The following is a 13,127-nucleotide window of genomic DNA, read 5'->3' on the forward strand; positions in this document are numbered from 1 at the left end:
AACCGGCCGCGGCCCGGACGGTTGCTAGTACTGGACGGCGTCGGCAGGCTCAAGTTGCAGCGAACGCGCGGTGCTCGCTTCCAACTCGGCCGCAAGCTCCGGGTTGTCGTTCAGTTTGACGCCGTAGCCCGGCATCATTTCCTTGAGCTTGGACTGCCAGCCCTTGAAGTTCTTCGGGAAGGACCGCTGGAGCATTTCGATCATGATCGGGACGGCGGTCGAGGCGCCGGGGGAGGCGCCGAGCAGTGCGCCGATGGAGCCGTCACGAGCGGTGATGACCTCCGTGCCGAACTGCAGCACGCCACCCTTCTTGGAGTCCTTCTTGATGATCTGGACCCGCTGGCCTGCCGTGATGAGCTCCCAATTGCCGCCGTCGGCCTCGGGGTAGTACTCGCGGAGGGACTCCACCTTGGCGTCGTGGCGCTTGGCCACTTCCTTGATCAAATAGGCGGTCAGGTCCACGTTGTCCTTGGCCACGGCCAGCATCGGGATGATGTTGCCTGGACGGATGGACAGCGGCAGGTCAAGGTAGCTGCTCGTCTTGAGGAAGTTGGTGGAGAATCCGGCGTAGGGGCCGAAAAGCAGGGAGCGCTTGCCGCCGACGTAGCGGGTGTCCAGGTGCGGGACGGACATGGGCGGGGCGCCCACGGAGGCCTGGCCGTACACCTTGGCGCTGTGCTGGCTTGCGATGGCCTCGTCGGTGCAGCGGAAGAACTGTCCGGATACCGGGAATCCGCCGTAGCCCTTGCCCTCCGGGATGCCCGAGGCCTGGAGCAGGTGGAGTGCGCCGCCCCCGGCGCCGACAAAGACGAACTTGGCGTGGATCCGGCCGTGTTCGCCGGAAGCGGGGTGCTTGAGCGAAAGGTCCCAGCCGCCGTCGGACGCTTTGCTCACATTGGTGACGTCGTGGCCGTAGTTGACCTCAACGCCGTTGGCGGCGAGGTAGCCGGTCAGTTCGCGGGTCAGTGCACCGAAGTCGACGTCGGTGCCTTCCACTGCGCGGGTGGCGGCAACGCGCTGCTTGGCGTCGCGGCCTTTGACGATCAGCGGAGCCCATTCGGCGATCTGTGCCTGGTCCTCCGTGTATTCCATGCTGCGGAAGAGCGTGTTGGGCTTGAGTGCCTCGTAGCGGGTCTTGAGGAAGTCCGCGTGCTTGTCGCCGATAACGAAGCTCATATGCGGAACAGTGTTGATGAATCCCTTGGGGGAGCCGATCAATTTGTTGTCCACAAGGTGGGACCAGAACTGCCGGGAGAGCTGGAACTGCTCGTTGATGTGGAGGGCCTTGGAAGGGTCGACCGAACCGTCCTTGGCTGCAGGCGAGTAATTAAGCTCACAGAGCGCCGCGTGCCCGGTGCCCGCATTGTTCCACGGTCCGGAGCTTTCCAAGCCGACATCGTCGAGTCGCTCAAAGAGGGAGATGGTCCAGCTGGGTTCGAGTTGCTTGATGAACGCACCGAGGGTTGCGCTCATGATTCCGCCCCCAATGAGGACGACGTCAGCGTGGTGTGTCTTGGAAATGAAGGTCACGATCTATCTCCGATAGCGGCGGCACTGGCTGTCACAGAATATCCCCGCGTGGGCACATAACTGAAATTGCGGCGGGACGTCAAGACTTCAGGCGAACGTTCGTAAAAACTTCGTTTAAGACAGGCGATGCCGGGTACTTCTCGACGCGGTCGGAAAGGGCCAAGGCCGAGATCGGAAAGGCGATGGGCACGGCCGGGACGGTGGCTGCGATCTGGGCGTTGATGGTCTGGTACTGCGAGTTCCGGTCAGCGCCTTCGGGGAGTCGCCGTGCCCGGTCGATCTTTGAGAAGACCTGTGGATCGCTGTAGCCGAACTCGCCGTTGCTTTCACCGAAGAGGGTTCCAACGAAGTTGTCCGGGTCGGAGGAGGCGCCATTCCAGCCAAGCAGATGCAGCGCATGGTCACCGGAGGATTGGACCTTCTGGAGGTAGCCGTCGTCCCAGTTCACGGGCACCGGCTTGATGTTCAGTCCGATGGCGGTGAGCTCCGCGCTGATTTCCGCGTAGATCTTCTCCGGGGTGGGAAGGTAGGCACGGGTGACATTGAGCGGGTAGTAGAACTTGAGTTCCTCGCCTTTGTAGCCGGACTTTGCCAGGAGCTGCTTGGCCTTTTCGGGGTCGTACCCCAGGGCCGGTGCGTTGTTGTTGAACCCGCTCAGCTTGGGGGGAACGAACTGGGTCGCCGTTGAGGTGTTGTCGATGAAGAACTTGTGGATAAGGGTGTCTTTGTCGATGGCCATCTCGATTGCCTGGCGCACCCCGACATTCTGGAGGGGCGCCACGGACTGGTTCATTCCCAGGTACATCACGGAGAACGGATCCCGTTGGACGATTTGCATGCCCTTCTTGACCAGTTGGTCGAAGGTTCCCGCGGTGACGAGGTCGTATCCGTCGATCGTTCCGGCCAGCAGGGCCTGGAGCCGGGCCTGCGGATAGTCGAACGGTATGAAGTTGACCGTGGCTATCTCTCCCCGGTCGCCCCAGTAGCCCTTGTAGCTGGTGAGGGTAATGCGGTCCTTGCTCCAGGAGGAGAAAACGTAAGGGCCCGTGCCCACGGGGTGCGAAGCATAGGCCGACGCCGGCTGGCCTGACAGGGTCTTGTCCAGGACGTCGGCCTTGCCATCGGCCATGGCTTTCGGGGAGGACATCGCGAACGCCGGAAGGGTCAGGGCTTGGAGGAAACCAGTGAAGGGCTTGGTCAGGTTGATTTGGACATGGTCGGGGGAGGCCGCCTTGCAGTTCTTGAAGACCGAAAGCGAAGGGTCGTCCGCAAAGGATTTGAAGACACTCTTGAAGGCGATGCCCGGAGCCTGCTGACGCACGGTCGCCGGGAAGTTGAACCAGCGGTTGAAGTTGCTGCAGACGGCGGCGGCGTCAAAGACTGTGCCGTCATGGAAGGTGACTTTCGAGCGCAACGTGAAGTCGTAGCTGAGTCCGTCATTCCCTTGGGACCAAGAGGTGGCGAGCAGGGGAGTTGGTTGGCCGGTGGACGGGTCGACGCCCACCAGGCCCTCCATCACCTGCCGGGTGATGCGATAGGCCTCGGAGTCGTTCGTCACAGCGGGATCGAGCCCAAGCGGCATGGACGGGGTACCGAAGTTGAAGGTCTTGGCGGGCTCTGCCGCGGGGCCGCCCGCCGTCGTCGTCGAGGGTGCCGGTCCGGGACTGACCGTGCACGATGTCAGGGCCAGGGCCAGAAGGCCTGCGCCGATATGTAGCTTGATTCGGCGACGCTTGCTTCTTACCAATCTTGTCCCCTCAAGGCAGTTGGACGGGCTGGGGCCAGCGGCAGCAGGACCGCGGTCCAGTCTAGTTCAGGGCCCCGGGGCCCGGCTGGAAACTGGAAGTGCCCTGGCCAAGGACCGGGGCACTTCCTGAATGTGCGCAAGGGGGGACTTGAACCCCCACGCCCGAAGGCACAGGAACCTAAATCCTGCGTGTCTGCCAATTTCACCACTCGCGCCGGTGTCGGTGACCTGACCGGAGTCCAGGGATTCCCGCTCCGGTCATATACCGGCCTCCATTGTACCTGCGGTTCCACGCCATCACTTTCCGCCGCGCCCGTGCCTCGCCTATGAGACGGCTACGTGTCGAGTTTGAGGTCCCTGCGCAGTTTGGCAACATGACCGGTGGCCCGCACGTTGTACTGGGCCAAAGCCACCTTGCCTTCGGAATCCACCACGATCGTTGAGCGGATCAGCCCTTCGTAGGTGCGCCCGTAGTTCTTCTTTTCGCCCCACGCCCCATAGGCCTCGGCCACGTGGTGCGCTTCGTCGGAGAGTAAGGGAAAGGTCAGTGATTCTTTGGCGGCGAACTTCTCCAGGTCCTTCACGGTATCCGGAGAGACGCCAAGGACGTCATAACCGGCAGCCTGAAGGCTTGCGAGGGAATCGCGGAAGTCGCAGGCCTCCTTGGTGCATCCAGGGGTGGAAGCCGCGGGGTAGAAGTAGACGACTGTATTGCGGCCGCGGTGCGAGGCCAGGCTGACCTCTGCACCCGTGTGGTCCTTGAGGGTGAAGTCCGGGGCGGTGTCGCCCGGAACGAGTCGTTCAGCCATTGTGTGCTCCTTGCTAGCGTTCGCGATCCTCCAGCTTAATGACGGGCCGGCCGCTTCACGAAATGCACTCCGGTCCTGATCTGGGCGTTGCGGTCTATATACTGGCCTTTATGCCTGATATGGAACGGTGGCCCACCGGCCGCCTGCTCTCCACCGCCGCGCGACTGGTGGAGCACGCCTGGAACGAGAAACTGCGCGGTATGGACCTGACCCATGCCGGGGTCATTGTCATGGAAGTACTTGCCGCGAACGGACCCACAACGCAGTCGATGCTCGCGCAGATCGTCCGTGTTCAGGCGCAGACCATGGGTAAGACGCTCACCAGGCTGGAGGCCCATGGCTACGTCAGCCGCGTGCGCAGCGTGTCCGACCGCAGGAGCCAAGTGGTCAGTTTGACCGCGTCGGGGGAGCGCACACTAGGGCTCGCCGCGCAGCTGGAACGCGAAGTGCTTGCACCCGTGCCGGTGGACACCGCCAAGCTCCGGCGCGAACTTCAGTCCCTGGTACGCGAACTGGCGAACAATCACTCCCCGGCAGTCGTAAACGACATCGTGGCCGCAGCCGATTAGGCGCGGCGCGGGCGGCGCCGCGTGGCGCCTCCGAGAAAGCAAAAAGATCCCTGGACAGCCATTCAGCCATCCAGGGATCTTCCCTTTGGTGCACCCCCCGGGACTTGAACCCGGAACCCATTGATTAAGAGTCAATTGCTCTGCCAATTGAGCTAGAGGTGCAATTGTTTGTTGCCACAACGCAAAGAAATAACCCTTGAGCGGCTGTTGCCGCTCAAGGGCCCTTCCCTTTGGTGCACCCCCCGGGACTTGAACCCGGAACCCATTGATTAAGAGTCAATTGCTCTGCCAATTGAGCTAGAGGTGCATTTGTCGATTTCGACCAGCTGGGGGCTTTTCTTCCCTCGTTGATCTCCGCAACGACATGTAACTCTACACGACAGTTGCCGAAGTGTGAAATCAGCAGGGGCCTTGCGCGCGTCACGGGTGTGGAGGCTTCAGGACCAGCGCAAAGTCGGGGTTTTCGTTGTTGCTGAGGACCCAAAGTGTGCCGTCAGGTGCCAGTGAAACGTCCCTCAGCCGACCGTACCGGCCTGTGAGGTATGCCACGGGTGTGCCCGCCGTATCTCCACTCAGCGGCACAGTCCACAAGCGCTGCCCGCGCAGTGCGACTACGAACGCTGTTCCGTTCACGATTTCCAGACCGCTTGGCGAGGCATCCGCCGTCGAGGGCCAGACCACCTTGGCATCGATGTACCCCGGACGGCCGGGCGCCCCGGTGACTCGTGGCCAACCGTAGTTGCCGCCCGGCTCGATCAGGTTCAGTTCGTCGTTGACGTCAGGCCCGAATTCGCTCTCCCACAGCCTGCCGGAGGCGTCCCACGCCAGCCCTTGCACGTTGCGGTGTCCATAGCTGTAGACCGGGGTGTTGCCGAACGGGTTCCCCGGCGCCGGCTTCCCGTCAGGGGTAAGCCGCAGGATCTTCCCGCCAAGCGCATTGCGGTCCTGTGCTTGCTCTGGTTGCTGCGCATCTCCCGTGCCGACGTAGAGGAACCCGTCGGGGCCAAAGCGGATTCGGCCGCCGTTGTGGGTTGCGGCCTTGGGAATACCGGAAAACACAAGTTCGGGCGTGCCGAGGCCCAACCGCCCGTCCCCGGCCTGCTCCAGGCGGACACGGGAAACCCTATTGTCCGATGCAGCGGTGAAATAGGCGTAGAGCAGGCGGTCGCGGGCGAACGTCGGGGAGAGGGCCAGCCCCAACAGTCCGCCTTCGCCACCGGGCACGACGCCGGGAAAATCACCTACCGTCGTGGCCTGGCCGTCCCGGATCGATTTGATCAGCTTGGTGTCGCGTTCGGAGACGATGCCAGTACCGTCGCCGAGGAACACGATGGACCACGGGAGAGCCAGATTGAGGTCGAGCTTCCGGAGCAACTCGGGTCCGTTGCCCGGGGAAGGCCCCGCACCGGGGGCGTTCCCTGTGCAGGCGGCCAGCAGCAAAACCACGAGGCAGGCTGCCGCAATCTTGGCCCGGACCATAACCCACGCGTCCAGGTCCCTGTGGTCCTCAGCGGCGGTTCCTGCGGGGCGGCCGGAAGCCGGCCGCCTCAGCATGGGCGCTCGAAATGAACCAGACCTCGGCTTTGGCCTCGTCGTAGGACGGGCTGTCTTCATCGTGGTACGTCATGGTGTCCGCGTTGCCTTTGACGGTGTAGCCCTCGGGGCCGCTCCCGTCAGGGCCGGCCGCGGCGGAGCCTTCACCGTACGGCTGCTCGGCGGCAAGATGCCCGCCCCGCGCCGATGTGGCTTGGCCCGGTTCGCCATCGGACTCGGCTGCCTCGGCTGCCTCGGCTGCGGCGGATTCGGCACCGGGGAGCGTTGGCGCGTGCGCGTCGGTGTATTCACGGTGGTGGACCGGAGCCGGAGCGGTGGCCGCCGGGACGCCGCCTTCGCTCCAGGTGGCTTCCCACTCGGCGCTGTCGGCTGCCGTAACGTCGTCGGCGGTCACGCCGCCTTCAAGCTCCTCGGAGACCGCGTCCTCTGACAGTACGGGTTCCGAGAGCCTGGGCTCCTCGACCACAGGCTCGTTCAAGGAGGTTCCGGCCGCGGAGGACTCTTCCCGGGCGGCCGTCCCGGCTTCGAGCGGAGGAACGGGGCGCTCCCAGTCGTCGACGTCGAGTCCGTTCGACTTGCTTGACCCTTTCGGCCCGGGCTCGGGCTCAGCCTGCGGTTCGAGTTCGGGTTCGGGCTCCGGTTCGGGCTCGGCAGCTCGCGACTCGGCTAGCTCTTGATCGGCGGTCGCGCTCGCGGCGACCAGCGGGGCGGAGCCGGTCAAGGCGGCTGCGGCGACGTCCATTTGTGGCGAGGAGGCGGCCGGCGAGGAGGCTGCCGGCGACGCCGAGGCCTTGGATGCCGACGAGGACTTCGCATTATTGCGGCTCAGGAGCCACCAAACAATCGCGACGATCAGCACGATGACGATGACCCAGATCAACCAATCCATGGGAGGAGCCCTTCTGTCTTTTCGGGTGGCGCAGTTGTCGTGATTTGACGTTACGTCCGCGTCACGGGGCTGTCTAGGTTCGTCAATCGATTGGTGGCCGTCGGCGCGCCAGTGATTCTGTCAGCTGGGATCGCGGCGGACAGCGAGACATATGTCTCATATATTGAGATCGGCGTCCATTATTTGAAAGAAATATTGGCTGAAATAAGGCCAAATTCGCCTTAACCCGGCAATGATGTTCGTTGGCCGCAGTGCAGGAGTCATAGACTCGTGCCCATGAGTGACCACACCCCAATTGCGACAGACAACCAGCCGGACATCAAGCCACGCAGCCGGGTCGTAACGGACGGCATCCACGCCGCGCCCGCGCGAGGCATGTTCCGGGCCGTAGGCATGGGCGATGACGACTTCGCCAAGCCCCAGATCGGCGTCGCGAGCTCGTGGAACGAAATTACCCCCTGCAACCTCTCGCTCAACCGACTCGCCCAGGGCGCCAAGGAAGGCGTTCATGCTGGCGGCGGTTTCCCCATGCAGTTCGGCACCATCTCCGTTTCGGACGGCATCTCCATGGGCCACGAGGGCATGCACTTTTCCCTTGTTTCGCGCGAAGTCATTGCCGACTCCGTGGAAACGGTAATGCAAGCGGAGCGCATCGACGGCTCCGTTTTGCTGGCCGGCTGCGACAAATCCCTCCCGGGCATGCTGATGGCGGCCGCCCGGCTCGACCTTTCCAGCGTTTTCCTCTACGCCGGTTCGATCATGCCGGGCTGGGTCAAGCTCGAGGACGGTTCGGAGAAGGAAGTCACCCTCATTGACGCCTTCGAAGCCGTGGGCGCGTGTGCTGCCGGCAAGATGAGCCGCGAAGACCTCGACCGCATCGAAAAAGCCATCTGCCCCGGCGAAGGCGCCTGCGGTGGTATGTACACCGCCAACACCATGGCGTGTATCGGTGAGGCACTCGGAATGTCCTTGCCGGGCTCGGCCGCCCCGCCCTCGGCAGACCGCCGTCGTGATGACTTTGCCCGCAAGTCCGGCGAGGCAGTGGTCAACTTGCTCCGTCTCGGCATCACTGCCCGCGACATCATGACCAAGAAGGCGTTCGAGAACGCCATCGCCGTCACCATGGCGTTCGGCGGTTCCACCAACGCCGTCCTGCACTTGCTCGCGATCGCCCGCGAAGCCGAGGTCGAGCTGACCTTGGACGACTTCAACCGCATCGGTGACAAGATCCCGCACTTGGGCGACCTCAAGCCCTTCGGCCGCTATGTCATGACGGACGTCGACAAGATCGGCGGCGTGCCGGTCATCATGAAGGCGCTCCTCGACGCCGGCTTGCTGCATGGCGACTGCCTCACGGTCACGGGCAAGACCCTTGCCGAGAACCTGGCCTCTATCAACCCGCCGGACCTCGACGGCAAGATCCTGCGCGCGCTGGACAACCCGATCCACAAGACCGGCGGCATCACCATCCTCCACGGTTCCATGGCACCCGAAGGTGCGGTTGTGAAGAGCGCCGGCTTCGACGCCGACGTCTTCGAAGGAACCGCCCGCGTGTTCGAACGCGAGCAGGGCGCGCTCGACGCCTTGGACAACGGCGAGATCAAGGCCGGCGACGTCGTCGTCATCCGTTACGAAGGACCCAAGGGCGGCCCGGGCATGCGTGAAATGCTCGCCATCACGGGCGCCATCAAGGGCGCCGGACTCGGCAAGGACGTGCTCCTGCTGACTGACGGCCGCTTCTCGGGCGGCACCACCGGCCTCTGCATCGGGCACGTTGCGCCTGAAGCCGTCGACGGCGGACCCATCGCCTTCGTCAAAGACGGCGACAAGATCCGCGTGGACATCGCCGCACGTTCATTCGACCTCCTGGTGGATGAGGCCGAGCTTGAGTCCCGCAAGGTCGGCTGGGAGCCCCTCCCGGCCAAGTTCAGCAAGGGTGTCCTCGCGAAGTACGCCAAGCTGGTGCACAGCGCCTCGACGGGCGCCTACTGCGGGTAATTCCTACCTGGCGATGCGGCGTGGCCGCCGCATCGCCAGGGCTCCCCGGAATCCGCCAAAAAAGCGAGCATGCCCAGTCCGTGGACAACGAGGTCCACATGGTGAGATAGCCTGTCACTTGTTTGACACCTATCTCACTGAGAGGGAACACTGAACGCATGATCGCATTCGTTACAGTCGGCGCCACCGTGGGCACTGTCGTACTTACCAAGCGCGTGGCCTCCTAGCCCGACTGGTAACGAACCGTCACGCGCAACCCCTCGAAGAGCCGCAAGGCTGAGGGGTTTTTTTATTGCCGACGGCAGGGCAACCAGCGATCGCAGCAGTACCCAAGCAGTACCTTTCACTAATTGAAGATCCCCAAAGGAAGAGTCCGATGAGCAAAGGATCGCCGATCAGCCCCTCGCTGATGGCTGCAAAGTCCGCTGGAGCCCCCAAGGCTCCGGAAAAGGTCGACCGTCCGGCTGACGCCGTCGTCGACAATGCTGCAACTCTCTCTCCTGTACTCGGGCCGAACAACGTTGTACCCCCAACGGTGATGACCGGCTCGGAAGCTATTGTCCGCTCGCTCGAAGAACTCGGCGTGGACGATATTTTTGGTTTGCCCGGTGGCGCGATCCTCCCCACCTATGACCCTTTGATGGCCTCCAAGATGAATCACGTCCTGGTCCGTCACGAACAGGGAGCCGGCCACGCAGCGCAAGGCTACGCCATGGTTACCGGACGGGTTGGCGTGTGCATCGCCACCTCGGGCCCCGGTGCCACCAACCTCGTTACCGCCATCATGGATGCCCACATGGACTCCGTGCCCCTCGTGGCCATTACCGGCCAGGTATCGGCGTCCGTCATCGGCACCGATGCCTTCCAGGAAGCAGACATCGTCGGCATCACCATGCCGATCACCAAGCATTCCTTCCTGGTGACGGATCCCAACGACATTCCGCACGTCATGGCCGAGGCATTCCACCTTGCGAGCACCGGTCGTCCCGGTCCCGTCCTGGTGGACATCGCCAAGAACGCCCAGCAGGGGACCATGACCTTCTCCTGGCCGCCCAAGATCGATTTGCCCGGCTACCGACCGGTGGTGCGCGGACACAACAAGCAGGTCCGCGAGGCAGCCCGGCTGATTGCTGCCGCAAGCAAGCCCGTCCTTTATGTCGGAGGCGGCGTGGTCAAGGCCCATGCTTCCGCCGAACTCCGCGAGCTCGCCGAACTGACCGGCGCGCCCGTCGTGACCACACTCATGGCCCGCGGCGCCTTCCCGGATTCCCACCCCCAGCACGTCGGCATGCCCGGCATGCACGGCACGGTTTCCGCGGTTACCGCTTTGCAGCAATCCGATCTGCTGATCACCCTTGGGGCGCGCTTCGACGACCGGGTGACCGGTGTCCTCAGCACCTTCGCTCCGCATGCAAAGATCATCCACGCGGACATCGACCCCGCGGAGATCTCCAAGAACCGTGTGGCGGACGTTCCGATTGTCGGCTCCGTCAAGGAGATCATTCCGGAACTTAGCGAGGCCGTGCGCAACGCCTTCGAACAGTCCGGCACGCCGGACCTCGACGGCTGGTGGGCGTTCCTGAACAACCTCCGCGACACGTACCCCCTTGGTTGGACCGAGCCGGAAGACGGACTTAGCGCTCCCCAGCGGGTGATCGAACGCATTGGTGCGCTCACGGGTCCGGAAGGCGTCTACGTTGCAGGCGTTGGCCAGCATCAGATGTGGGCCGCCCAGTTCATCAAGTACGAGCGTCCCCACGCCTGGCTCAACTCCGGCGGGGCAGGCACCATGGGTTACGCCGTGCCGGCCGCCATGGGCGCCAAGGTCGGGGAACCCGACCGCGTTGTCTGGGCGATCGACGGCGACGGCTGCTTCCAGATGACCAACCAGGAACTGGCCACCTGCGCCATTAATAACATCCCCATCAAGGTTGCCATCATCAACAACTCCTCGCTGGGCATGGTGCGCCAGTGGCAGACCCTCTTCTATGAAGGCCGCTACTCCAACACCGACCTGAACACCGGCCACGACACCATCCGGATCCCGGACTTCGTCAAGCTGGCGGAGGCCTACGGCTGTGCCGCATTGCGCTGCGAGCGGGACGAGGACATCGACGCCACCATCCAGAAGGCCTTGGAAATCAATGACCGCCCCGTGGTCATCGACTTTGTGGTCAGCCCGAACTCAATGGTGTGGCCGATGGTCCCCTCCGGAGTCTCGAACGACCAGATCCAGGTTGCCCGCAACATGACCCCGGAATGGGAAGAGGAGGACTAGACATGAGCCGCCACACACTGTCCGTTCTGGTCGAAGACAAGCCCGGCGTGCTGACCCGCGTGTCCAGCCTGTTCGCCCGGCGGGCCTTCAACATCAACTCCCTGGCCGTCGGCCCCACCGAGGTTTCCGGGATTTCCCGGATGACCGTCGTCGTCGACGCCGATGGCGACCTCATCGAGCAGGTCACCAAACAGCTCAACAAGCTGATCAACGTGATCAAGATTGTCGAGCTGACTTCAGAATCTTCCGTGCAACGTGACCACATCCTGGTCAAGGTACGTGCGGATGCCGCGACACGCCTGCAGGTCACCCAAGCTGCAGACTTGTTCCGTGCCTCAGTGGTTGACGTGTCCACAGACTCGGTGGTCATTGAGGCAACCGGTACCCCGGAAAAGCTCGCAGCGCTGCTTTCAGTGCTCGAGCCGTTCGGCATCCGCGAAATAGTGCAGTCCGGCACCTTGGCCGTCGGGCGGGGATCCCGCTCCATGAGTGACAGGGCGTTGCGCTCCGCTTAAGAGACCGCCTAAGACACCGTCTTAGGCGCTGCTTAAGGACTACGCAATGCCCGATACCGAACCACAGACAATATCTACAAAACCACTCAAGAGGAGTTACGCAAGTGACTGAAATGTTCTACGACGACGATGCAGACCTGTCGATCATCCAGGGTCGCAAGGTCGCCATTGTCGGCTACGGATCCCAGGGCCACGCCCACGCGCTGAACCTTCGCGACTCCGGCGTCGAGGTTGTCATCGCGCTTAAGGAAGGCTCGAAGTCGATCGCAAAGGCCGAGGACGCGGGCTTCACGGTCAAGAACGTTGCCGACGCCGCCGAATGGGCCGACGTCATCATGATCCTGGCACCGGACCAGCACCAGCGCGCAATCTACAACGACTCCATCAAGGACAAGTTGACCGAAGGCAAGGCCCTTGCCTTCGCCCACGGCTTCAACATCCGCTTCGGCTACATCGAGGCTCCCGAAGGCGTTGACGTCATCCTGATCGCCCCGAAGGCTCCCGGCCACACCGTGCGCCGCGAGTTCGAAGCCGGCCGCGGTATCCCGGACATCATCGCCGTCGAGCAGGACGCTTCCGGTTCCGCTTGGGAACTGGCCAAGTCCTACGCGAAGGCGATCGGCGGCACCCGCGCCGGCGTCATCAAGACCACCTTCACCGAAGAGACCGAAACCGACCTCTTCGGCGAGCAGGCCGTCCTGTGCGGTGGCGTCTCCCAGCTGATCCAGTACGGCTTCGAGACCCTGACCGAAGCCGGCTACCAGCCGCAGATCGCCTACTTCGAGGTTCTGCACGAGCTCAAGCTCATCGTTGACCTCATGTGGGAAGGCGGCATCGCCAAGCAGCGCTGGAGCGTTTCCGACACCGCCGAGTACGGCGACTACGTTTCCGGCCCGCGCGTCATCACCCCCGAGGTGAAGGAAAACATGAAGGCCGTCCTCGCCGACGTCCAGTCCGGAGCCTTCGCGAAGCGCTTCATCGAGGACCAGGACAACGGAGCCGTCGAATTCAAGGAGCTGCGCGCCAAGGCGGAGCAGCACCCGATCGAGGGTGTCGGCCGTGAGCTGCGTTCCCTGTTCTCCTGGCAGCAGCAGGACGAGGACTACGTCGAAGGCTCTGCGGCCCGCTAGTCAAGGCATCGTTGAAGCCGCGGCAGGGGCCGTAGCAATTCAACACAGAACGCCGTTCGGGATAGGCTCGAAATGAAGCCGCCCGGCATGGAGGCCGGACCCGGTATA

General features: G+C 63.3%; 10 protein-coding genes and 3 tRNA genes. 5 read left to right on the top strand and 8 right to left on the bottom strand.

Annotated features, from left to right (window positions below; translation table 11 throughout):
* Positions 1–24: 24 nt before the first annotated feature.
* From L0B83_RS09060 to bcp, 4 genes are all read right to left on the bottom strand, one after another.
* Entirely contained in the window at positions 25–1,530 is a 1,506-nt protein-coding gene (locus L0B83_RS09060) for a malate:quinone oxidoreductase (protein ID WP_234758083.1), read from the bottom strand.
* Positions 1,531–1,609: 79 nt separating this feature from the next.
* A complete protein-coding gene (locus L0B83_RS09065; protein WP_234758084.1) occupies positions 1,610–3,277 on the bottom strand; it encodes an ABC transporter substrate-binding protein in 1,668 nt (555 codons plus the stop codon).
* Between the two features lie 133 nt (positions 3,278–3,410).
* Positions 3,411–3,492, bottom strand: a tRNA-Leu gene (locus tag L0B83_RS09070).
* Between the two features lie 120 nt (positions 3,493–3,612).
* Positions 3,613–4,086 carry a thioredoxin-dependent thiol peroxidase gene (bcp, locus tag L0B83_RS09075; protein ID WP_234758085.1) on the bottom strand — a complete coding sequence of 158 codons (474 nt, stop codon included), beginning with the start codon at positions 4,084–4,086 and terminating at the stop codon, positions 3,613–3,615.
* 110 nt (positions 4,087–4,196) lie between these two features.
* Between bcp and L0B83_RS09080 the strand changes: the two genes are divergently transcribed.
* Entirely contained in the window at positions 4,197–4,655 is a 459-nt protein-coding gene (locus L0B83_RS09080) for a MarR family winged helix-turn-helix transcriptional regulator (RefSeq protein ID WP_234758086.1), read from the top strand.
* 86 nt (positions 4,656–4,741) lie between these two features.
* On the opposite strand, the gene L0B83_RS09085 is transcribed toward L0B83_RS09080, so the two are convergent.
* The 4 genes from L0B83_RS09085 to L0B83_RS09100 form a co-directional block, all read right to left on the bottom strand.
* A tRNA-Lys gene (locus tag L0B83_RS09085) sits at positions 4,742–4,817 on the bottom strand.
* Between the two features lie 69 nt (positions 4,818–4,886).
* Positions 4,887–4,962 (bottom strand) — tRNA-Lys (locus L0B83_RS09090).
* A gap of 113 nt (positions 4,963–5,075) precedes the next feature.
* Positions 5,076–6,134, bottom strand: coding sequence for a PQQ-dependent sugar dehydrogenase (locus L0B83_RS09095; RefSeq protein ID WP_234758164.1), 1,059 nt, complete (start codon positions 6,132–6,134; stop codon positions 5,076–5,078).
* Positions 6,135–6,162: 28 nt separating this feature from the next.
* Positions 6,163–7,098, bottom strand: a complete 936-nt coding sequence (locus tag L0B83_RS09100; RefSeq protein ID WP_234758087.1) for a sunset domain-containing protein — start codon at positions 7,096–7,098, stop codon at positions 6,163–6,165.
* 276 nt (positions 7,099–7,374) lie between these two features.
* Between L0B83_RS09100 and ilvD the strand changes: the two genes are divergently transcribed.
* The 4 genes from ilvD to ilvC all read left to right on the top strand — a co-directional run bounded on the left by ilvD (position 7,375) and on the right by ilvC (position 13,019).
* Complete coding sequence (gene ilvD / locus L0B83_RS09105) at positions 7,375–9,096, top strand: dihydroxy-acid dehydratase (RefSeq protein WP_234758088.1); 1,722 nt, start codon at positions 7,375–7,377, stop codon at positions 9,094–9,096.
* 376 nt (positions 9,097–9,472) lie between these two features.
* A complete protein-coding gene (locus L0B83_RS09110; protein ID WP_234758089.1) occupies positions 9,473–11,374 on the top strand; it encodes an acetolactate synthase large subunit in 1,902 nt (633 codons plus the stop codon).
* 2 nt (positions 11,375–11,376) lie between these two features.
* Positions 11,377–11,889, top strand: a complete 513-nt coding sequence (ilvN, locus tag L0B83_RS09115; protein WP_234758090.1) for an acetolactate synthase small subunit — start codon at positions 11,377–11,379, stop codon at positions 11,887–11,889.
* Positions 11,890–11,993: 104 nt separating this feature from the next.
* Positions 11,994–13,019 carry a ketol-acid reductoisomerase gene (gene ilvC, locus L0B83_RS09120; protein ID WP_234758091.1) on the top strand — a complete coding sequence of 342 codons (1,026 nt, stop codon included), beginning with the start codon at positions 11,994–11,996 and terminating at the stop codon, positions 13,017–13,019.
* The last annotated feature ends 108 nt before the right edge of the window (positions 13,020–13,127 follow it).

Origin of the sequence: Arthrobacter alkaliphilus (assembly GCF_021483235.1) — a bacterium.
Classification (GTDB): domain Bacteria; phylum Actinomycetota; class Actinomycetes; order Actinomycetales; family Micrococcaceae; genus Arthrobacter; species Arthrobacter alkaliphilus.

What these genes read in the sequence shown, in the direction of transcription:
- bcp (WP_234758085.1), bottom strand. Translation starts at nt 4,086, where the DNA reads ATGGCTGAACGACTCGTTCCGGGCGACACCGCCCCGGACTTCACCCTC.
- ilvD (WP_234758088.1), top strand. Translation starts at nt 7,375, where the DNA reads ATGAGTGACCACACCCCAATTGCGACAGACAACCAGCCGGACATCAAG.
- ilvN (WP_234758090.1), top strand. Translation starts at nt 11,377, where the DNA reads ATGAGCCGCCACACACTGTCCGTTCTGGTCGAAGACAAGCCCGGCGTG.
- L0B83_RS09110 (WP_234758089.1), top strand. Translation starts at nt 9,473, where the DNA reads ATGAGCAAAGGATCGCCGATCAGCCCCTCGCTGATGGCTGCAAAGTCC.
- L0B83_RS09080 (WP_234758086.1), top strand. Translation starts at nt 4,197, where the DNA reads ATGCCTGATATGGAACGGTGGCCCACCGGCCGCCTGCTCTCCACCGCC.
- L0B83_RS09100 (WP_234758087.1), bottom strand. Translation starts at nt 7,098, where the DNA reads ATGGATTGGTTGATCTGGGTCATCGTCATCGTGCTGATCGTCGCGATT.
- L0B83_RS09095 (WP_234758164.1), bottom strand. Translation starts at nt 6,134, where the DNA reads ATGGTCCGGGCCAAGATTGCGGCAGCCTGCCTCGTGGTTTTGCTGCTG.